The sequence below is a fragment of the Coprococcus comes ATCC 27758 genome (assembly GCF_025149785.1).
Lineage (GTDB): Bacteria > Bacillota > Clostridia > Lachnospirales > Lachnospiraceae > Allocoprococcus > Allocoprococcus comes.
The window spans coordinates 1,159,862-1,181,370 of record NZ_CP102277.1 but is presented as its reverse complement, the minus strand read 5'-3'; the positions used below and the strand labels follow the sequence as shown (position 1 = coordinate 1,181,370).

Below are 21,509 nucleotides of genomic sequence, written 5' to 3'. Positions count from 1 at the left end.
TAAAAACTAGATATCAAGTCTTTTCTCTATCTTTCATACAGACTTTTTTAACGTAAATGACGTATTAACAATTCACTTTTTTCTGTTTCCACATATTCCGTTTATACTGAATACATGATTTCAGAAGCTCTGCAGAAGTATTAACGATCAGTTCTTCCGGAAAATGACTCTCCTCGATCACCGGAAGCGCATAACTGTAATCTGCAAGATCTACATCCATATGTGCGTCGCTTCCCATCGTAACCGGAACTTCGTATTTCTTACAGTATTCCAGCATTTTTAAATCATTTTTCCTGGTATCCACGCGGAATCCGCCAGGTCTTAACGAACCGTTATTTACCTCCAGAACGGTTCCTGTCTCTTTTGCTTTTTTGGCCAGCTGTTCATAATCCACCGGATATCTTCCGTCATCCGGATGTCCAATAATGTGAATCAGCGGATTCTCCATTGCCGCAAGGTATGCCGCCGTGATTGCCTCTTCCGTCCGCTCGCCTTTATAACAAGGTCCATGAATACTTGCAATTGCAATATCCATCTGACAAAGTGTGCTCTCCGGAAGGTCAACCTCTCCCTTTTCATTCATAATATTCAGTTCCACACCCATGAACAGTCTCACGCCGTACATTTCACGCGGTACGATATGCAGATTCTGGAAATAGAACTCATGACAGGTTCCCGGCATCTGCGGTGCATGTTCAGTCAGTGCAAATGCCTCCAGTCCTTTCTCTTTCGCCATCTGTGCCATCTCACGTATCGTATTGTATGCATGTCCGCTGACAATGGTATGTGCATGTGTATCTAAAACTATTTTCATCGGTCTTTCCTCCTGCCTGCTCTTTGTCTGTGTTCTCACAGCTCATCTTTTCTTATATTCTTATGATAAACTGATTCTTTCTTTTTTACAATCCGTTTTTCCCCACTGTTTTCATTTCTAAAATTTCTATAAAATGTGCAGTGTTTTTGTTGTCACATGGTACAATAGACTATAAGAATATTTAACGAAAGAGGTTTTTTTATGAATCTTTTAGCAGCACTTGCAAGTGTACGGATCTTTCCCAGAAAAGTTTCCCATCAGACACTGACTACCCGTTGGGGAAAAGCTCTTGATCCGCAGCACATACTGGAAGAATATCCACGTCCGCAAATGATCCGCGATCAATATATCAACCTGAATGGAGAATGGAATTACACAGTTCTTTCAGAAAAAAATACCATAACCAAAGAAGGAACTCTTCTCGTTCCTTTTTCTCCGGAAGCCCCTCTTTCCGGTGCCGGTTTCCAGTTAAAGCCGCACGAAAAAATGCTCTGTGAGCGCCTGCTGTCAGTCAAGTGCCTTCCTTCCGACGGATCCCGGTGCATCTTGCATTTTGGTGCAGTCGATCAGTATGCGAAAGTTCTGGTAAATGGAAAAGTAGTTGTCTCACATATCGGCGGATATCTTCCATTTTCTGCTGATATCACAGATGCTCTGCAGGAGGGTTGCAACACTCTGACTGTACACATTGAAGACCGTTCCGACACTTCTTATCACAGTGTTGGAAAACAGAAATTAAAGCGTGGCGGAATGTTCTACACTGCCCAGAGTGGAATCTGGCAGACAGTATGGATGGAATGGGTTCCGGCTGTCTATGTCAAAAAACTGGAACTCACCCCTTTATATGAAAAAGAGACGGTACATGTATCCCTTCTTTTAAATCATCCGATTTCCGGATGCAGCGATGCCGAAGCGGTTGTCTGTCACGTCAGAGACATGGACGGTCGCCTGATTTCCAAAGGGATCTGCACCAATCAGTCTGACTCTCTTTGCTGTTACTCCTGCTACTGTGACGTCAACAATATGCATCCCTGGAATCCTGATGATCCTTATCTTTATACAATTGAGATACAAGCAGGCGAAGATAAAGTCACCGGCTATTTTGCAATGCGTACCTTTACCATCGAACCGGATAAAAAAGGACTTCCCCGCTTCTGCCTGAACCATGAACCACTTTTTCTGAATGGAGTCCTGGATCAGGGATACTGGCCGGACGGGCTTTACACTGCACCATCTGATGAAGCGCTGATCTATGATATCCAGACCATGAAAAATCTCGGCTTCAACATGATCCGTAAGCATGTAAAAGTCGAGACTGCAAGATGGTATTATCATTGCGACCGTCTTGGAATGATCGTCTGGCAGGACATGGTAAACGGTGGCACCTACAATGCTCCGTTCATGACCTGGCTGCCTGCACTCTTTCCAAAATTCAAGCTTCACACCAGTGACCGGATTCATCCTCTCTTCGGCAGGAAAAATGTACATGGCAGAGAAGAATTCATCCGTGAATGCAAAGAAACTGTCACTGCCCTAAAAGCATTCCCATGCATCAGCACCTGGGTAATCTTCAATGAAGGCTGGGGACAGTTTGATTCAAAAAAGCTCACTGCCTTATTCCGCGAACTGGATGACACCCGGCTCATCGATTCCGCCAGTGGATGGTTTGACAGACGGCAGGGAGATTTCAAAAGTGAACATAACTACTTTGCAAAGCAGTTCGTAACTCCATCTGACCGCGCTTTCGTCATTTCCGAATACGGAGGCTACACCTGCCAGGTCAAAGGACATACCTGCTCCGGCAAGACATACGGATATAAAATCTGCTCTTCACAGGAAGAATTCCAGGCAGCCTATCATAAACTTATGTCTGAAGAAATCGACCCCCTCAAAGAACAGGGATTGTGCGGAGCAGTATATACACAACTCTCCGACATCGAAGATGAAATAAACGGGCTGATAACTTACGACAGGGAGGTTTGTAAGTTGTAGGTGGTTGGCAAAGTTACACACCCATGGATTCGGATTCACCCCCGCTCGCGCTTAGTCCGCAAACGTAGCGGATACTAAGTTCGATGATGTCTGACGACGTCCTCTCACTAAGTACCGACGTTTCCGATGGGGTTCATTCCGAATGCATGGGTGCTTGCGTTTGTCGCTCCAGTACAAGTTGTACGGAGGCGCTTCGCTGCCGCACTGGGAAAATACTATTTTAATTTCAGTGGGATAGGTTGCTCAGGAACGTAAACTTTATACCTTATCAATATACCTCCAGTACTTCTGCAAATCCATTGCCACCACTTCCCGTCAGACACCACATCCAGGCGATGCGCAGCGGATGCCGTCCCCCCTGGTATTAGTTTTTTGTGCGCTTAGTATTATGGTGCCGTCTTCCCCCCTTCGCCGATGCGGTTCTGGTGTCATAGCACAGCCCGGGGCAGAACGATAATTCTGCTGGCGGGCCCTCAAAAAACGCCGGCACTTAGTGAGGGGATAACGCTTGCGGTATCACCGAACTTAGTACCGCTGCGTTTTTTGCGGAGCGAAAGCGCGCCCGAAAGCAGAAATATCGTTCTGCCCCGGGCGTCCCTTTCCTATCACCTAACTCATCAGCAAAATCCCCGAAAACGGCGGCAGGTCCAGCGTCACATGCGTCCCTTTTTTTGCTTTTGCCGGCAATGTCTTTTTCTTTTTTGTATTTCCTCCATATTCGTCCCAGTCCGTATCCAGTATCACACTGAGTTTTCCTTCTTCTTCGGTATCCAGTTCGTAATCTTCCTGTTCTTCGTCTGAGAAGTTGAATATCGCGATAAAGTTCTTATTTTTTCCTTTTCTTTTGATCGCATAGATACAGCGCTCTTCCTGATGGCAGTCCAGCCATTTGAAATTCTCCGGATCATAATCATGCCAGAATGCATCATTTTCCTGACCGATGCGATTCAGTTCGATCATATAACGGTGAAATGCATCATGGAGCGGATATTTTAGGATATCCCAGTCCTGCTCGCGGCTTTCATCCCACTCGCGAAGCTGACCGAATTCATTTCCCATGAAATTCAGCTTCTTACCAGGATGCGCCATCATATACAGATACATAGCTCTTGCCTGCGGGAACTTATCCTCATATTCTCCGTTCATCTTCTGGAGAATCGTTGCCTTTCCATGTACCACTTCGTCATGACAGTATTCCAGCAAAAAACGCTCATTATAATAATACATCATCGAGAATGTCAGCTTATGATAATCTCTGCTTCTGTATTCTGGTGCACTCTGGAAATATTCCAGTGTATCGTGCATGAAGCCAAGATCCCACTTGTAATCAAAACCAACTCCTCCCTGGTCAACCGGTTTGGTAACACCTGGAAAATTGGTGGAATCTTCTGCGATCAGCATGGCTGTCGGATGAAGGGACTTTAGTCCCTGGTTCATCACCTTCAGAAAATCCAGTGTCGTTCCGTTAACACCTCTGGCCTCGTCACCCTGCCAGTAGATCAGACGGCTGACTGCATCCATACGGATTCCGTCAAAATGGAACTCACTCAGCCAGTAATTTGCTGCCGACTGTAAGAAACATCGTACTTCCCCTCTGGAATGCATGAAATTACAGCTTCCCCATTCGCTTTCACCTACTGCCGCATTTGGATATTCATACAGACAGGTTCCGTCAAATTCTTTCAAGCCATAATAATCGACTGCAAAATGTACCGGAACAAAATCCATGATCACACCAATTCCTGCCTGGTGACACTCATCCACAAATTTTTTCAGCTCATCCGGTGTTCCATAACGTGCGGTCGGCGCAAAAAATCCGGTATTCTGATATCCCCAGGATCCGTCAAAAGGATGCTCGGAAAGCGGCATCATCTCAATATGAGTATAATGATTCTTTTTTACATAAGGAATCAGAAGCTTTGCAAGCTCAATATAAGTATACCAGTCGGTCTGCCCTTCTCCTTTTTTTCTCCAGGATCCTGCATGGATCTCATAGATATTGACCGGACTGTCAAATCCGACTGTCCGGTTCTTCATCCATTTTTCATCCTTAAATTTATAACTATAAAGATCCGTTAAGATTGAGCAATCTCCTGGTCTTAATTCCATCTGGAAGCCATATGGATCACAGTGCTCTACCCTTCCGCCATTTGCTGTGTAAATGCAGTACTTATACAGCTGACCAGTCTTCGCCGGAATCGGCTCTGACACATATACACCGCTCTGTCCCTCCTGATACATCGGGATCTCTGTCCAGTTACTGAATTCTCCAAATACGCACACTCCTTTTGCCGATGGCGCAAACACACGGAAAATAAAATTTTCACCCTCTTTATGCGCTCCAAAATAACGATATACATCAAAAAGATGCCCTGTATAAAACTCCTTCCGCATCTCTTTTCCCCCTGTTTATTTATTTTTTTGAAAAGATATGTTTGATAAAAACATACATTACAATAGCAAATGCCATCAGATATCCAAACGCACCGATTGCCGGAATCCCCCACAACCTTGGCTGCATATTGGTTGTACAGATAATGCTGGAACTGATCAGAAGTGCCATCACCCACAGCCCCATTACAATATTCCGCACCAACCTCCTGAGCAACCCGGAAAGCTCATCCGAAGTATGAAGATCCAGATTGACTCTGGTCTGTCCTTTCATGTGACCCTGCAGGATGTCTGCTGCAAGGGAAGGAATATCCATTGCCTTGTGAAGAGAACGATACAGTCTTTTTGCATCATTCTTTATCTCTTTTTTCCACTGTTCCTTCGTCAGAAAGCTCTCCTTCATCCGTGCCGCCGCAATCTCAACCATGTTGATCTGCGGACTGATCTCGGCAAGCACACCTTCCATATTGGCGAGTCCTCTTGCAAGCATAGTAAGTCCATGAGGCATAGAAATTTTATTTTCCTTCATCACTTCCATCAGATCCTGCATAACTTCCGCAATATCGATATCACCCATATCAATCGTTCCATATTTTGCCATCAGATTATTGATATCTTCATACAGCTTGCTCTGATCCGGCTTTCCACGGAACTCGCCAAGTGCCATCACCGCTTCCTGGATCAGACCGATGTCATTCTCTGCCACACCTTTGACTGCATTGCTGATCTGTTCCCGGTCACGCTCGGTAAGTCTTCCCATCATTCCCATATCGATCCAAACAATCTTTCCATCACGGATACGCACATTGCCTGGATGCGGATCAGCATGAAAAAAACCGTCCTCCATAACCTGGCGAATGTAATTATCTACAAGCTTTGTTCCAATCTCATTCAGATCATAGCCATTTGCCAGCAGATTTTCTTTATCGTTGATTGCAAATCCATCAATATATTCCATCACTAGCACATGGTTGGTCGTATATTCGCGATAGAGCCGAGGCGTTGTAACAAAAGCCACATCCTGATTGCGCTGGGCAAATTCTTCCATACTGGCTGCCTCCAGAAGGAAATTCATCTCCTGCTGGGTGACAGTCCAGAGCTCGTCCAGGACCATGTTAATATCCACCATGTCCTTGATCGTACCTGGCGGGACCAGCTTTGCCGCTTTGTGGAGCAGACTGATATCTCTGGACATTACCTTATAGATGCCCTGCCTCTGAACTTTGACGACAACATCTTCCCCAGTCTTCAGAACCGCCCGGTGGACCTGTGCGATCGATGCCGATCCCAGTGGATGCACATCAATGCTCTGGAACACTTCGTTCCACTCATAACCGTAGGACTTGCGGATCACTTCTGCTACCTGTTCAAATGGCATCGGTGTCACCTCGGAATGAAGCCGCATCAGTTCTTCACAATAGCTTTTCGGAAGAATGTCGGAATGCAGTGACATGATCTGACCAAGCTTAATATAAGTCGGCCCCAGATCCTCCAGGATCAGCCGGAGCTTTTCCGGGGTAAGTCCACCGGTAATCCCATGTTTTCTGAGGACTGCTGTCATCTCCCGCAGTCTGGAACCATATTTATTTGACTCTTTTGGCTGGTTTTTGTTACTCATTCATGTCCTCGTTGCCAGATTCGATTGCTTCAACTTCTTTTGCTGCTTCCTTTGCCGTCTCTGTTTCAACAGTTTCAGCCGTCTCTCCTGCCTGTTCTACAGCTTCTTCTACTTTTTCTGTTTCTTCTTCAGAAACTGCTGCTTCACGCTCATAAATTCTTTCTTTGAGCTGTTCAATCTGCTCCGGTGTCATCTTATCAAGCAGCTCGTCCAGTTCTTCCGGTGAAGATGTCTTAACAGAAACATTGACATTTTCTTTTACAGTCTTCTTGATATTGTGGCGAAGTTCCTGATTCAGAACTTTTCCCTGTTCTACAGCTGCTTCTCCACGTTCTGCCATCTTATCCAGAACTTCTTTTGACTTTTCTGCAGTTACTGCTGCTGTACCAATCCCTGCAAGTAATACTTTCTTAACTCCATCTCCTAAACTTCCCATAACGTCTATCTCCTTTCACAATTTCAATCTGCTTTAAAACCCAAGGAATGTAAGCCCCTTTGGCAGAAAAATAATAATCCCGGCGATCGCTGCCATAATTGCTGCGATCAGAACCGCACCTGCTGCTGTATCTTTTGCAATCTTTGCAAGTGGCTTCCGCTCTTCCGTCACCAGATCAACCACCGCTTCTACTGCGGTATTGACCAGCTCCAGCGCCATGATAAGCCCAAAAAGTGTCAGGCAGATGCACCATTCCAGCGATGAGATCTTCAATATCACTCCGGCAATCACTACCAGAATCGCTGCCGCACAGTGAATCTTCATATTCCGCTCTTTTTTGATACAGGTACCAATCCCTTCAAATGCGTATCCAAAACTTTTATAGAGCGGATCTTTCTTCTGACTGTCCATATTTCATCACCTGCTTCTTATTATTGTCTTTATTTTACCAAATCAGCTCTATAATAACCAGTCTTTTCCGTATTTTCTTTCTATACAATCTGTAAAAATTGTAAATTTGTATTTTGTATCGAAAAAAGCGGAAATACCATTTCTGATATTTCCGCTTCTCTGTCTATTTATTTTATCTCTAATTCATCCATCGTTGTTTCCGCATTCATTGCAAAAAGTACACCTCCGAGGAATCCCGGGAAAACAATCGCATATCCTGCAAATATGATCAGCCAGGATATTCCTTTTAACGCCACCAGACTGACAACTCCCCAAAGTGCTGCACCTATACCCCCACACAATAATGCATTCGTCAGCAGAAACCATCCTGTCATACTCTTTTTTCCATATTTTTTATTCTTCCAGAAATCCCACAGCTTTCTCATTTTACATCTTCCTTTCCAAATTCCTTACCTTTAACAGAATCTTATCAAAGGTATGTAAAATCCAAAGGATCTGCCATGTAAAATCTATGTAAGAATTTTAAATCACCTGATGCTTCAGCCACTTTCTGCTGTGGAATCTCCACGAAAAAATAATCCCACGGAGTGTCCAGTCTGAAAACATTCCGATCCACACGCCCATCGCTCCGACACCAACTATCCGGATCATAAATACACTGAGGCAAAAACGGCACAGCCACATCGTCGTGCAAGATGTGAGCATTGAAAATTTCACATCCCCGGCTGCGCGCATACCATAGCCCGGGATAAATGCCATAATCCATACCAATGGCTTTACAATCGTGATCCACATCGTCATATGGATACACATATCCGCACTTTCTTTTTCCATACCACCAAGGATCGTGATCGGTTTTGTCAGCACAAATACACTCAGACAGCTGATGATCAGAATCACTTCCGCAATCATACAAAGCTTTTTGATATAGTAAACCGCTTCATCTTTTCTGCCAGCCCCAATACACTGTCCAACAATCGTCATCAACCCAACGCCAACTCCGATTGCTGCAATTCCATTCAGATTTTCCAGAATACTCGTCATTGCCTGTGCCGCGATTGCCACTGTGCCGAGCGTTGATACGGAGGACTGAATCGCAAGCTTTCCAAGCTGGAACATACTGTTCTCTACCCCTGACGGGATACCGATACTTAGAATTCTCCGGATCATCCGGAAGTCTGGACGGATTTTCAGATAATCACGCACCACGATCGGCTGCCTGTCCTGACGCAGCTGGGCCAGAACTACAACTGCACAGAAAACACGTGAAATCAGAGTTGCAAGTGCTGCCCCTGCAACACCCATATGAAATCCCCAGATCAGCATTGCATTTCCTGCAATGTTCATCACATTGGATATCATGGAAATGAGCATCGGACCTTTCGTATTATCCTGTGCCCTGAAAATCGATGCTGCCGAATCATAAGCTGCGATAAACGGAAAGGACAGTGCCGTGTAGAAGAAATAAATTTCCGACGCACGCATGACCTCCGCCTCCACTGATCCAAAGATCAGACGCAGCATCGGCTTTTGGAAAACAAGACAGATCAGGCTGATCACAACCGAAATTGCCGTAATAATAAACAGCACCTGCCTTGCGGATTCATTTGCCCGCTTCACATTCTTCTGTCCGATATACTGTGCACAGACGATCGCACCTCCTGCCGCCAGCGCAGAAAACGCCTGGATCACCAGCACATTGATCGAATCCACCAGCGATACTGCTGAAATCGCCGCAGATCCCACATTGCTTACCATCATTGTGTCCGCTGTTCCCATGATGGAGTTCAGAAGCTGTTCCAGAACGACCGGTATCAGAAGATCTGCAATCATTTTATTTGTGAACATATGCTTTTGTTCCATTTTCTTTTAACTCCTTTTTTCCTCTGCTTCTCTCTTACTTCATTCCTGATTTCAAATAATTTCCAAAAAATCCCTTTGCTATTATGGTCTTCTTAAACTCAGAATGCAAGTATTTTTTTGCCCTGATGCGTTTAATAGACTGCTTTCTTTCTATCTCACATAGTTTTCAAACCCAAATGAGGCAGAAACCGTTTTTTTCATACATACTTTCTACCTATCAGCACATACTTATCTTATCCTGCCGGCAGTTTTTAAGATTTTCACTTTTTTCTGCCTGTGCCATATCAGATAAGGAGGTCCCCATGAAAAAGGAAAAACATTCTGATATTTCATCCCGCAAAAAATCCAATCAGAAGATCATCGATTCCTACGATTATCTGTCTAATGCAGCATCTGCGCAGGACTGCACCGGTCTGATCCCTGTCGGTCCCACAAACAGAGCAGAGCTGGAATCCTACGAAGAAGTCTATCATTATCGGCCGCCAAAAATTGATCCGGAGAAATGTGAGTGACTTCTATCAACCAAATAAGGAACGGTTTCGCTCTTTTTGTCCGAAACCGTTCCTTATATTTATGCTGGTAACTACTACTATAACATGAAAAAGCATAGAATATCCTTTGTCTCATTTTCTACAAAAATCATCCCGGTAAATTTCTGGTATCCTGCCTTTTTCGCCATCTCCAAAGAAACCCGCAGGCGCTCGATTTCCCGGCTGCGCAGCTTTTCAAAATGTTCGATTGTATCTTTTCCTTCATAGCAATAGCCCTTTGTTCCAACCAGGGCATATTCGCCATAAGAATAAAAATTACTCTGGAGAAATTCCAGACGTTCGGAAAACATTTCCTTCATTTGCACCAAGATAAACGGTAATCTGCATCTTCTATTCCTCATCAAAATCTACTTCAAATACGCCTTCCGGTGTCTTCATGGTCAGGATTCCAAGATTAAAATCATCATCCTGAATCGTGATATGATATTCAAACACAACATCATCATCAAATTTGGAAAGTAAAATATATTCTCCATTTTCCTTTCCTTCAATCTGATCACAGATATCATCGTATACATCCTCTCCGGAAATCAGTCTCGGATATCCGGATGATTTGATTTTCTTTTCAATTGCTTCATATAATTCGTTCATGCTTTCTCTCTCTTTCTTTTTTTCATTTTATGTTGTTCTTTTTACGAGAATCTGATCTTACATCTTCTCCCGAAATCGCACATTTTAATTTATGCTGATTTCAGCATAACATACCCGCTCTATATTTTCTACTTTGACCAGGTCAGTTCTTCCTTCCCGGTATAATCAAATTTACCATCGTTTTTCTCTTCCAGCGCCTTGATCATATGATAGGTGTATTCATTATACGGCATCGGGATTCCGAGCTCTTTTCCCATCCGCACAAGCTCGCCGGAGAACATATCGATTTCCGTGTGGCATCCGGCATCCAGATCCTGCAAGGTGGAATATCTGGCTGACGGTGGGACCGCACTTCCACGTCCGGACGAGCTTTCGGTCTTACTCATATCGATCCCTTTTGCCTGTGCGACTGCTTCCAGCTCTCTTTTTAATCCGTCACTGATTGCTTTCATGTGCACGCTGTCACGGTAACATCCAACGCCTGCTCCCAGAATCGCCTGCGGCAAATTGCTGCACACATTCAGGCAAAACTTGCACCAGATCTCTTCCTGAATATACTCTGTAAAGCGGAAATGAATCCCGGTATCTGCAAATAACTCTTCCACTGCTTTCACCCGCTCGCTGTCGAACGGCGCGGACGGTTCTCCGAAAATGATTCCAAGTGTGGTCGGTGGATCAAAATGATAACCGTCTTCCTCTTTATGTGAAGCCACTTTAATCAGTGCCGGTAACACATGCTCCATTCCCACTGTTCTGCCAATGATCTCTTCGCTGTCAACACCGTTCATCAGACTCATGATCACCGTATGCTCGCCTGTTACTTTTTGTATACTCTCCAAAGCACCTTCCAGTGAACCGTATTTCAAAGCAATCACCATCAGATCCACATCATGTGCCTCATCCGGAGTCCACACCTCCGGATGGTAAGTCTTGCCATTGATCGCACATCCGTTCTTTTTCAGACGTTCTGCTCTTTCTCCTTCAGCGATTACTCCAAGCCGGATATCTGATTTTTCAGAAAGACCCCAGATCACATAAGAGCCTACTGCTCCCGCACCTAAAACTGCAACTGATTTTATCTTCATCTTCTCTCACCTCGTAAATTTTCTATTTTTCAACCTTTCGGAGTACCCTTGCCGGATTGCCGACGATTCCCGTCTTTTTCAATAAAATTCCAAGAACCATGACAAACGCCAGAGATGCTGCACGTAAAAGTACCGCTGCCATTTTGTTGTCCTCCTGATGTATGTTATTTTCTCTTTATCCCCGCATCGGTGTCCTGACTTCAATCAGATTGCCGTCCAGATCATAAAAACGGATCACTTTCTGTCCCCAGCTGTACGTCATCAGCCTGGTGACATATTTGGTTTCCGGATACAGTTTTTCTAATTTTTCAGTAAATGTTTCAATATTCCGCTCTTCAAAATAAAGTTCACAGGAATTATTCTCCGGGACAACTTCTTTTCCTGTAACATCCTTCCAGACTTTTTCGTCCTGTAAAACAAGTCCTTCTGTCAGAATAACGTTTCCATCATTGTCCAGAATGATATCCAGACCAAACAGATCATGATAGAATTTCTTTGATTTTTCAATGTCTTTTACGACAATCAGGATATTCCTTAATCTCATCTTCTCCTCCACAACCTGATTTTTTTACTCTATCAGTTTTTTCTGATCTTCCTGGTAAAAAATAGGCTTTTCCTATTCAACTTCCCTTCCCAGTGGCACACCGCCATGGAGGATATCTTCCATCCTATGCACACGACGTTATCCAGATTGCACGGGATTTATTCGACACCTCCAGTGCAAATGGGTTCGCTTTCCTGGAATAGCTACCGCAAATACTTCTGTGTCTTTTCCATTACGTTTTTCAGGATATCAATGTTTTGTAAAATATTTTCTTTTTCCAATGAATGATTGGCATCCTCATACACATAAATCGGAACTGCCTGATTCTTTGAACATTCAATTACTTTTTTTACATCGCTCCACGGATCCGCAGTTCCAATAAATGCAATTGCATCATCATGTTCAAACATAAAAGTCTGTTCAAGCGGGGTATACAAAATCTGGCAGCATTTTATCTTATATTTCTTAGCATAAGCGGATGCAATAATGGTTCCTACGCTTTTGGAAATAAATAAAACTTCACTGTACTCGTCAAATGCGATTTCTTCAAGCTTCTTTTCTGCCTGCGCATACAAGGACTCAAATGCCTCTTGCATTTTCTTTTTATCGCCGCGTATATTTTTGCCATTATAGGAATACTCCTGCATGACTATCTTTTCATATCCATATTCCTGAACCAGTTTTCTTGCATAGTACAAAAGTGGCTTATCACAATGATAACCAATGCCTGGGAAAAATACTGCTATTTTCATGGCATCCTCCTGATTTATCTTTTATTTCCATATTTATCAAAATTTTTCCTGAGTGCAATCTCCGTCGGTATGATCGAACCCACCAGTGGAATCATCTGAAATACACACAGAATTCCCCCGACATTTCCTATGGCATCATTAGACTTTCCAATAACCAGAAGTAACACAATTAAAGATACCACCAAAAGAATAAGTCCACAGATATACCAGATCTTTCCGCAATAATGATGTGCAAATACCCAGGTGTCCTGATTCTTCATTGACATTGATGTTCTGTAACCAAACACATAATTGATCTGATCCGGTGCTTTTTTCAAAAACATTTTTCCGAAGCCGATCATTGTAAACGGAATCAGTAAATCCATTATAAGCATAAAAATCCAGAATCCCATAGCCGCACCTCCATTATTTTATCTTTTTCAGTTTTTCTCAGATACACACACCCCAAATGTCTTATGTTTCAGTTTACTCTCTTGGGACAAATTAATCAACAAACCGTTTTCGGTTCTTGTGCATTTTGTGGTAAAAAAGAAACTGGAAATTTGTGCAAATGCTGGTGAATTCGGTTCTCTATGCAAATCAATTTTTAAGGCAGGACTCGCTCCTTTCGGACTTGCTCTGACTCCTAATATTTCACTGGTGATCATCAACCTGATATTGCAGGGCGTAGGTAATGGAAGTCAGCCACTTATGAGCAAATATTATGGTGAAAAAAGGACAAATGACTTAACCGAAGCGAAACATATGGCTTATACTTTTGCTATTATTTATCTGCCATATTACTCGGATAAATTATATGATAAAATAAGGGACTTTTAGTTGCAGGTTGTTCTGGAGTTTCAAAATCTTCAGCGGAGAGCGATTGGCTATCAGATAAAAACACCAATTTCACATTTTTTGCATATCTTAAATGAGAATGTTATACCACCCAGGAGGACTTATGAAAAAAAATTTTATATCCTTACTTTTTGTTTCTGCTATAACTGTCGGCCTTTTATCAGCCTGCAGCTCTGCACCTGCCGATGATAATGCTACGAATCCTAAAACTGAAACCGTCACTTCCCAAGCCAATCATGACACCAATTCTTCTCCTGTCTCTGTGACACTGAACGAAGTCGCCCATTCTATCTTCTATGCCCCGCAATACGTTGCGATTGAAAATGGGTATTTTGCGGATGAAGGAATTAATTTGACTCTTGTTACTGGTTTTGGGGCGGATAAAGTTATGACCGCCGTCCTCTCCGGTGAGGCAGATATTGGCTTTATGGGAAGTGAATCTTCGATTTATACTTACCAGGAGGGTGCAAATGATGTCATCAAAAACTTCGCACAGCTTACGCAACGCGCCGGAAACTTTCTGGTCGCACGTGAAGAAATGCCGGATTTTTCATGGGATGATCTGAAAGGAAAAGACGTTCTTGGCGGAAGAAAAGGTGGCATGCCGGAAATGGTCTTTGAATACATTTTGAAAAAAAACGGAATTAATCCACAGAAGGATCTTTCTATCAACCAGAGTATTGATTTCGGTTCAACCGCTGCTGCATTTTCCGGTGGGCAGGCAGACTATACCATCGAATTTGAACCGAGCGCTACTGCCCTTGAAGCGGAAAATTCCGGTTATGTCGTTGCTTCTCTCGGCGTTGATTCCGGCTATGTCCCATACACCGCCTATAGTGCCAAAACAAGTTATCTGAATGCTAATCCGAACATCATCCAGAAATTCACCAATGCCCTGCAAAAAGGAATGGATTTCGTTCAGTCCCATACTCCGGAAGAGATTGCAAAAGTCATTGCACCACAGTTCAAGGAAACCGATCTCGCTACAATTACAACCATTGTCAGCCGTTACTACGAACAAGACACCTGGAAATCGGATCTGATCTTCAACGAAGAAAGCTTCAATCTGCTGCAGGATATTCTGGAAAACTCCGGTGAGCTGAAAGAGCGTGTTCCTTATGAAGAACTAGTTACGACTACCTTTGCGAAGAAGGCCGCCCACTAAATAAAAGCGCAGACGCTTCATTTTAAGCCAGCGTCTGCGCTCTATTCTTACATTTTAAAATTTATCTTTCTGAAACTCTTACCGGATATATCCCTCCTGATAAGCCTTCTGCTTATTGAATGTGTACATCTCCGCAAAGGATGCCTGTACATACGGATTTACATAAAAAATCGCAAGAAGTCCACAGGTAACCGCACTCAGCAGATACCATCCAAGGAATGACAGATCCATGATAAATGCTTCCATTTTTTCTCCATCCATCATCTGTTTACTGATCTGGAATGCTTCTTTGTAATCCATTGCCGGATTCTCAGCAATAATATATGGTACCATCAGATATTCATAATGCTTAACGATTCCAGGTACCACCAAAAGCAGACTCCAAAGTGTAGTAAATAAATCTCTTAAAAACATGGTAAGAACAATATTAACATAATGTCCGGAACGGAAACCGTCAAGCAATGTTCCGATTCCCGGCTGTGCAGTCTGGTTCAGGATAAAGAACCGATATCCACCCATTTTCAGGAGATTACCTACAAATACTTTTGCCACAAGGACAATCAGTATTACTACCGTTGCGATTCCTGCAAGTAATCCGGTAATCATTCCCACATTAAATAAATTTCCACTATATATATCTGAATTCTCACTTACCCGTCTTGCACTGGATTCGCCAGAGACTGTGCCAAAGATTCCCATCAGAAGCGCAACTACAACGGCTGACACATAATTCTTCTTAAATGCCATATTGCCTCTCATTTTAAGTTCTGCTCTATTCCACATCATATACCTCTCCTCCTTCGAATACATTGATATGATTCTCACTACCTATACTTTATCATCTGTAAATCTGTCAATCACTTTACTGATTTTCTATCTGCTCAGCAAGATCATTCAAGTACACCCATCTGTCCATCTTTTCTTCCAGTGTTGTTTCTGTTTCTTCTTTCTCTTTCATAAGTTCGGACAACTTCACGGAATTGGTGGCATTCTTAACCATCTCCCGATCCAGCTTTTCGATCGTCTCTTCCAGCTTTGCGATATCCTCATCGATCGTCTCGTATTCCCGCTGTTCCTTATAAGAAAATTTCAGCTTTTTTTCCCGCTGCTTCCAGATCTTTTTGCTGTCAGACTCACCGGTCTGTGCAGAAGCTGCATCTGACATATTTTCTGCAATTGTCTGTCCGTCTTTCGGTTTTTCAAGCTCCACACGGATCAGATAATCGGAGTATCCACCTTCCGACTGGCGGATTTTTCCACCTCCATTAAATGCAAAAATACGACTGACAGTACGATCTAGGAAGTACCGGTCATGGGATACAATCAGAATAATACCATCAAAATGATCCAGATAATCCTCCAGGATTGTCAGCGTCTGGATATCCAGATCATTGGTTGGCTCATCCAGGATCAGTACATTTGGTGCTTCCATCAAAACACGTAGTAGATAAAGTCTCCGTTTCTCGCCTCCGGATAACTTTTCGATCCTCGACCACTGCATTGCCCCGTCAAAAAGAAATCGTTCCAGCATCTGGGACGCGGTAATCTTCCCGTCAGAAGTTGCAATGTACTCACCTGCTTCTTTTACATAATCAATGACACGCTCGGATTCATCCATATATTCATTCTCCTGCGAGAAATAGCCAATCTTGATTGTCTGTCCAATTTCAATAGTTCCGACATCCGGTTTTATGATCCCGTTGATAATCTTGAGCAGCGTCGATTTTCCACATCCATTATGTCCAATAATTCCGATTCGGTCTTTCTTCAGAAAAATATAAGAGAAATCTTCGATCAGCTTCTTTTCTCCATAAGATTTGCAGATTCCGGAAAGTTCGATTGTTTTATTCCCCATACGGGAAGCCACAGAATCCAGCATTACTCGCTTTTCTTCCTGAATATCTTTCATTTCCTGCATAGCATGAATCCGGTCAATATGCGCTTTCTGTTTGGTACTTCTCGCCCTTGCGCCGCGGTGTAGCCATTCCAGCTCCGTACGCAAAAGGCTTTTTCTCTTACGTTCTGTGGCAAGCTCCATGTTCTGACGCTCGGCTTTCAGACGCACAAACTCGGAATAATTGCCTGGATAGTTATATAATTTCCCATGATCAACTTCCACGATACGATTTACCACACGGTCCAGGAAATAACGGTCATGCGTAACCATCAGGATCGCTCCCCGGAATTGGATCAGATATTCTTCCAGCCATTCGGACATCTCATTGTCCAAATGGTTCGTCGGTTCGTCAAGGACCAGAATGTCTGCCGGTGTTAAAAGTGCCCGGACAAGTGCCACCCTTTTCTTCTGTCCGCCGGACATATGCTCAATCTTTTCATCATAATCGGTAAATCCAAGCTGATTCAGCATAGACTTTGCTTCTGCCTCGATCGTCCAGCGGTTCAGCTCATCATAATTTCCTTCTGTTGCCGCGCGAAGAATTGTTGTTCCTGCTTCAAATACCGGCGTCTGCGGAAGATAGCAGATCTTCACCTGATTCCCCATGCTGATCGTTCCGGCATCACTTTCTTCGATTCCGGCAACGATTTTCAGCAAAGTGGATTTACCCATTCCGTTGACTCCGATCACACCAATTTTTTCATTTTTATTGATTCCAAATCCCACATCATCCAGAAGCACACGATCCGTATAGGCTTTGGATACATGTTCCATTGTCAGTAAATTCATATATTTTCCCCTGTGATTCTCTGTTTTGTCTTTTTCCATTATAGCAATTTGTACGGGTCCTAGTCAATCCAAAGTATCTCACCCGGCACCGATTCTGACACGCAAAAAGCACAGAATCCTATCCGTTACCGGACAGTCCCTGTGCTTTCACATATCCCCATATTCTTTTTATCTTATGATGTGAGTGTCAAAAATAAATTTTGCCGCTCACTGGTGTAATCAGATTGCTCCATTGCTAAGCAAGCTTGCATCGGCTTTCTGACCTTTTTGCCCCTGGTATCATCATCTTATAAGAAAATATATTTCAGGATAAACAGTATCACCAGTACATACATCAGTACACTGATCTTCTTTTCTTTTGCTTTTCCTGTAAGTACGTTGATTACTACATAAGAAATCACTCCCATGGAAATACCTTCTGAAATACTGTAGCAGAATGGCATTGCCGCGATACAGATAAAGCACGGAATTCCTTCGCTGTAATCACTGAAGTTAATTCCTGCCACATTGCTCAGCATATAGAAGCCGACGATGATCAGTGCCGGAGCTGTCGCAAAGGACGGAATTGCAAGAAAGATCGGTGATAAGAAAAGGGAAATTCCAAACAGAATCGCTGTTGTCAGGGATGTTAAACCTGTACGTCCTCCTTCTGTTACACCAGAAGCACTCTCTACGAATGTTGTTGTTGTAGAAGTTCCGAGTACTGCTCCAACTGTAGTTGCAACCGCATCTGCCATCAGTGCCCCTTTGATTCTCGGAAGCTTTCCGTCTTTGTCAAGCATGCCTGCCTTTGTAGATACACCGATCAGAGTTCCGAGTGTATCAAAAAGATCTACGAAAAGGAATGCAAATACTACAACAACGAATTCCAGTGAAAATACATTCTTAAAATCAAGCTTTCCAAATACCGGTGCAAGGCTTGGAATTGCAAGTCCGGAACTGAAATCCGGAAGCAGACTGTAGAATCCGATCTCCGGATTCGGTACATAAAGACCTGCTATCTGGCAGATGATTCCAAGTATCCATGTGATCAAGATACCCCAAAGGATATTTCCTTTGATGTTCTTAATCACCATGATTGCTGTGATCAGCACACCTATGATTGCAAGAAGTACAGTAATTCCAACGTTATTGAAGCTTGCTTCCACTCCATTTGCCTGATTATATGCATCTACAGAGAAGAGCTGTACCAGAGTAGATCCTCCGACAACGATATTCGCATTCTGAAGTCCAAGAAATGCAATAAATAATCCGATACCAACGCTGACTGCTGTCTTAAGACAAGTTGGGATCGCATTGAAGATTGCTTCTCTGACATTCGTCAGGGAAAGAATAATGAAAATAATACCCTCTGCAAATACTGCAGTCAGTGCAGTCTGCCATGAGTAGCCCATACCAATTACTACAGTATAAGCAAAGTAAGCATTCAGTCCCATACCAGGTGCAAGTGCAAATGGATAATTTGCAAATGCTGCCATACACAGCGTACCGATCAATGATGCAAGTGCTGTTGCAGTAAAGACTGCCCCCTGATCCATACCCGCTGCGGAAAGAATGCTTGGATTGACTGCCAGGATATACGCCATCGTCATAAATGTCGTAATACCTGCAAGAATCTCAGTTTTGACGTCGGTGTGATTTTCTTTAAGCTTAAACACCTTTTCCAACATATTGTTTTCCTCCTGCTGTCTGTCTCGGATATTCCCTCTCACTCCTTAAAATATCCTCGTACAATTTTCTTGTAGCAGAGAATATTTTAGCAAAAAAAAGAGAGAAAGTAAACACATTACTTTCTCTCTGATTTCTAACTCTTGTTCGCTATTACTGTTCATAGTAGCTGTATACCGCAACTATTTGCTCTCTCTGATCTTCTTTCTGAGCGGAAGTACAATTGCAGGGGATACGGATAATTCGTCTAATCCCATGCTTAAGAATTCTTCGGTCAGTTCGAGGTCAGCTCCGAGTTCGCCGCAGATTCCGATCCATTTGCCTTCTGCGTGGGCATTTTCGGCTGCCATGCGGATCATTGCAAGGACTGCCGGGTGGTGCGGATCGTAGAAGGCATCCAGCTTCTGGTTCTGACGGTCGATTGCCAGCGTGTACTGGGTCAGATCATTGGTCCCTACGCTGAAGAAATCCACTTCTTTTGCAAGCTCACGGCTCATCATAACGGCAGCCGGTGTCTCAATCATGATTCCCAGTTCCACATCCTCACGGAATGGGATCTGTGCCTCACGAAGCTCTTCTTTGACCTCTTCGATGATCACCTTGATCTGCTTCACTTCTTTTACCGAAATGATCATCGGGAACATAATGGCGATCTGTCCGTAAGCAGATGCCCGGTACAAGGCACGAAGCTGGGTCTTGAAGATCTCCGGTCTTGTCAGGCAGATACGGATTGCCCGGTATCCCAGTGCCGGGTTCTCTTCTTTGTCAAGTCCAAAGTAATCCACCTGCTTGTCTGCTCCGATATCCAGGGTACGGATAATGACCTTTTTGCCTGCCATATTTTCTGCAACCTGTTTGTATACCTGGAACTGCTGTTCTTCGGTCGGGAAATCTTCGCTTTCCAGATACAGGAACTCGCTTCGGAAAAGTCCGATCCCTCCTGCATCATTTTTTAGTACGGCGCCCACATCGGAAAGATTACCGATATTCGCATAGACATTGATCTTCTGTCCGGAAAGGGTGACATTCTCTTTGCCCTTCAGTTCTTCCAGAAGTGTTTTCTGTCTGCGGTCTTCTTCGCGCTTTTCGGTCATAGCCTTCATGGTCTCTTCATCCGGATCAATGTAGACGGTCCCGGTAAAGCCGTCGATGGCTGCCATATGTCCGTCATATTCTTTTGCAAGCCCTTCTCCCAGACCAATAACGGCCGGGATGTTCATGGTCCTTGCAAGGATTGCCGTATGGGAATTTGCTGATCCGTACATGGTTGCAAATGCAAGCACTTTGGACTTGTCGAGCTGAACAGTCTCACTCGGTACCAGATCATCTGCTGCCACGATCACCGGTTCATCTGCCACAACACCGCTTTCCCCGGCATCCGAAAGGATACCGAGAAGTCGGTCCGATACATCTTTTACATCGGCCGCACGTCCCTGCATGTAAGCATCATCCATAGATGCAAACATCTGGGAGAAGTTATCTCCTGTCGTCGCAACAGCATACTCTGCGTTGACTTCCTGGGTGGTAATAATATTCTTAATCGAATCCACATAATCCAGATCCATCAGCATCATCTGATGTACTTCAAAAATTGCCGCATTGGCTTCTCCTACATCTTCCATTGCCTTGTCATACAACTCACCGAGCTGTGCGATCGCAGTCTCCTGGGCCTCCTCAAAACGTGCCACCTCTGCTTCGGTATCCTCTACATGATACCGTCTTACCTGCTTTTCCTGTCTTTTATAGAAAGCAATCTTCCCGATGGCTACGCCACCAAAAACACTTTTACCACTTAGTGTAATCATAATCCTACAGATTCTCCTCTAATACTTTCTGGATTTCCGCGATTGCTTCTTCTTCGTCTTCGCCTTCAGCTGTGATGATAACCTCATTTCCCTTTTTTACACCAAGACTCATAACTGCCATAATGCTCTTTGCATTGACTTCACGTGTATCTCCTGCTTTTTTGATCTTAATATCTGAAGTTTTTTTCGCAATTGCTTTTACCAGAATTCCTGCCGGTCTTGCGTGGATTCCCTGTGCATCTGTTACTACATACTTAAATTCTTTCATGATTCAACACTCCTGTTCTTTAAAAAATATTT

General features: G+C 43.6%; 22 protein-coding genes. 4 read left to right on the top strand and 18 right to left on the bottom strand.

What is annotated here, in order from left to right; all coding sequences use genetic code 11:
• Positions 1-64: 64 nt before the first annotated feature.
• A complete protein-coding gene (locus NQ556_RS05800; RefSeq protein WP_008369460.1) occupies positions 65-814 on the bottom strand; it encodes a phosphatase in 750 nt (249 codons plus the stop codon).
• A 201-nt stretch (positions 815-1,015) separates the two neighbouring features.
• Between NQ556_RS05800 and NQ556_RS05795 the strand changes: the two genes are divergently transcribed.
• Entirely contained in the window at positions 1,016-2,806 is a 1,791-nt protein-coding gene (locus NQ556_RS05795) for a glycoside hydrolase family 2 protein (RefSeq protein ID WP_022220319.1), read from the top strand.
• Between the two features lie 609 nt (positions 2,807-3,415).
• Here NQ556_RS05795 and glgB read toward each other — a convergent pair.
• The 6 genes from glgB to NQ556_RS05765 all read right to left on the bottom strand — a co-directional run bounded on the left by glgB (position 3,416) and on the right by NQ556_RS05765 (position 9,525).
• Positions 3,416-5,200: a 1,4-alpha-glucan branching protein GlgB gene (gene glgB / locus NQ556_RS05790; RefSeq protein ID WP_022220318.1), complete on the bottom strand. Its 1,785-nt coding sequence runs from the start codon at positions 5,198-5,200 to the stop codon at positions 3,416-3,418.
• A 19-nt stretch (positions 5,201-5,219) separates the two neighbouring features.
• Complete coding sequence (locus tag NQ556_RS05785) at positions 5,220-6,815, bottom strand: ABC1 kinase family protein (protein WP_022220317.1); 1,596 nt, start codon at positions 6,813-6,815, stop codon at positions 5,220-5,222.
• Positions 6,808-7,251, bottom strand: coding sequence for a phasin family protein (locus NQ556_RS05780; RefSeq protein ID WP_008369470.1), 444 nt, complete (start codon positions 7,249-7,251; stop codon positions 6,808-6,810). Before NQ556_RS05780 ends, NQ556_RS05785 begins: the two co-directional genes overlap by 8 nt.
• Before the next feature lie 33 nt (positions 7,252-7,284).
• Positions 7,285-7,662, bottom strand: coding sequence for a diacylglycerol kinase family protein (locus NQ556_RS05775; protein WP_008369472.1), 378 nt, complete (start codon positions 7,660-7,662; stop codon positions 7,285-7,287).
• A gap of 167 nt (positions 7,663-7,829) precedes the next feature.
• The gene (locus NQ556_RS05770) at positions 7,830-8,087 is read right to left on the bottom strand and encodes a hypothetical protein (RefSeq protein WP_008369473.1); all 258 of its coding nucleotides are present in this window, start codon (positions 8,085-8,087) and stop codon (positions 7,830-7,832) included.
• Between the two features lie 97 nt (positions 8,088-8,184).
• A complete protein-coding gene (locus NQ556_RS05765) occupies positions 8,185-9,525 on the bottom strand; it encodes an MATE family efflux transporter (protein ID WP_008369476.1) in 1,341 nt (446 codons plus the stop codon).
• Between the two features lie 302 nt (positions 9,526-9,827).
• Between NQ556_RS05765 and NQ556_RS05760 the strand changes: the two genes are divergently transcribed.
• Entirely contained in the window at positions 9,828-10,037 is a 210-nt protein-coding gene (locus tag NQ556_RS05760) for a hypothetical protein (RefSeq protein ID WP_022220316.1), read from the top strand.
• A gap of 77 nt (positions 10,038-10,114) precedes the next feature.
• Here NQ556_RS05760 and NQ556_RS05755 read toward each other — a convergent pair whose 3' ends face one another.
• The 6 genes from NQ556_RS05755 to NQ556_RS05730 form a co-directional block, all read right to left on the bottom strand.
• Positions 10,115-10,417, bottom strand: coding sequence for a hypothetical protein (locus NQ556_RS05755; RefSeq protein WP_147574914.1), 303 nt, complete (start codon positions 10,415-10,417; stop codon positions 10,115-10,117).
• Entirely contained in the window at positions 10,407-10,667 is a 261-nt protein-coding gene (locus tag NQ556_RS05750) for a hypothetical protein (RefSeq protein WP_008369481.1), read from the bottom strand. Before NQ556_RS05750 ends, NQ556_RS05755 begins: the two co-directional genes overlap by 11 nt.
• 128 nt (positions 10,668-10,795) lie before the next feature.
• Positions 10,796-11,752, bottom strand: coding sequence for a ketopantoate reductase family protein (locus tag NQ556_RS05745; protein ID WP_008369483.1), 957 nt, complete (start codon positions 11,750-11,752; stop codon positions 10,796-10,798).
• A gap of 175 nt (positions 11,753-11,927) precedes the next feature.
• Positions 11,928-12,296, bottom strand: coding sequence for a VOC family protein (locus tag NQ556_RS05740; RefSeq protein ID WP_022220315.1), 369 nt, complete (start codon positions 12,294-12,296; stop codon positions 11,928-11,930).
• 203 nt (positions 12,297-12,499) lie between these two features.
• Positions 12,500-13,048: an alpha/beta family hydrolase gene (locus NQ556_RS05735; RefSeq protein WP_022220314.1), complete on the bottom strand. Its 549-nt coding sequence runs from the start codon at positions 13,046-13,048 to the stop codon at positions 12,500-12,502.
• A gap of 14 nt (positions 13,049-13,062) precedes the next feature.
• Entirely contained in the window at positions 13,063-13,440 is a 378-nt protein-coding gene (locus tag NQ556_RS05730) for an SdpI family protein (protein WP_008369492.1), read from the bottom strand.
• 127 nt (positions 13,441-13,567) lie between these two features.
• Here NQ556_RS05730 and NQ556_RS05725 point away from each other — a divergent pair, with 127 nt between their 5' ends.
• The gene (locus NQ556_RS05725) at positions 13,568-13,867 is read left to right on the top strand and encodes a hypothetical protein (protein WP_008369494.1); all 300 of its coding nucleotides are present in this window, start codon (positions 13,568-13,570) and stop codon (positions 13,865-13,867) included.
• A 121-nt stretch (positions 13,868-13,988) separates the two neighbouring features.
• A complete protein-coding gene (locus NQ556_RS05720; protein ID WP_204575884.1) occupies positions 13,989-15,050 on the top strand; it encodes an ABC transporter substrate-binding protein in 1,062 nt (353 codons plus the stop codon).
• Between the two features lie 78 nt (positions 15,051-15,128).
• On the opposite strand, the gene NQ556_RS05715 is transcribed toward NQ556_RS05720, so the two are convergent.
• From NQ556_RS05715 to NQ556_RS05695, 5 genes are all read right to left on the bottom strand, one after another.
• Positions 15,129-15,833 carry a DUF975 family protein gene (locus NQ556_RS05715; RefSeq protein WP_044998726.1) on the bottom strand — a complete coding sequence of 235 codons (705 nt, stop codon included), beginning with the start codon at positions 15,831-15,833 and terminating at the stop codon, positions 15,129-15,131.
• Positions 15,834-15,912: 79 nt separating this feature from the next.
• A complete protein-coding gene (locus tag NQ556_RS05710; protein ID WP_022220237.1) occupies positions 15,913-17,736 on the bottom strand; it encodes an ABC-F family ATP-binding cassette domain-containing protein in 1,824 nt (607 codons plus the stop codon).
• A 287-nt stretch (positions 17,737-18,023) separates the two neighbouring features.
• Entirely contained in the window at positions 18,024-19,406 is a 1,383-nt protein-coding gene (locus tag NQ556_RS05705) for an NCS2 family permease (RefSeq protein ID WP_022220236.1), read from the bottom strand.
• Between the two features lie 180 nt (positions 19,407-19,586).
• A complete protein-coding gene (gene ptsP / locus NQ556_RS05700) occupies positions 19,587-21,209 on the bottom strand; it encodes a phosphoenolpyruvate--protein phosphotransferase (RefSeq protein WP_195253510.1) in 1,623 nt (540 codons plus the stop codon).
• 4 nt (positions 21,210-21,213) lie between these two features.
• Positions 21,214-21,477 carry an HPr family phosphocarrier protein gene (locus tag NQ556_RS05695; protein ID WP_055262380.1) on the bottom strand — a complete coding sequence of 88 codons (264 nt, stop codon included), beginning with the start codon at positions 21,475-21,477 and terminating at the stop codon, positions 21,214-21,216.
• Between the last annotated feature and the right edge of the window lie 32 nt (positions 21,478-21,509).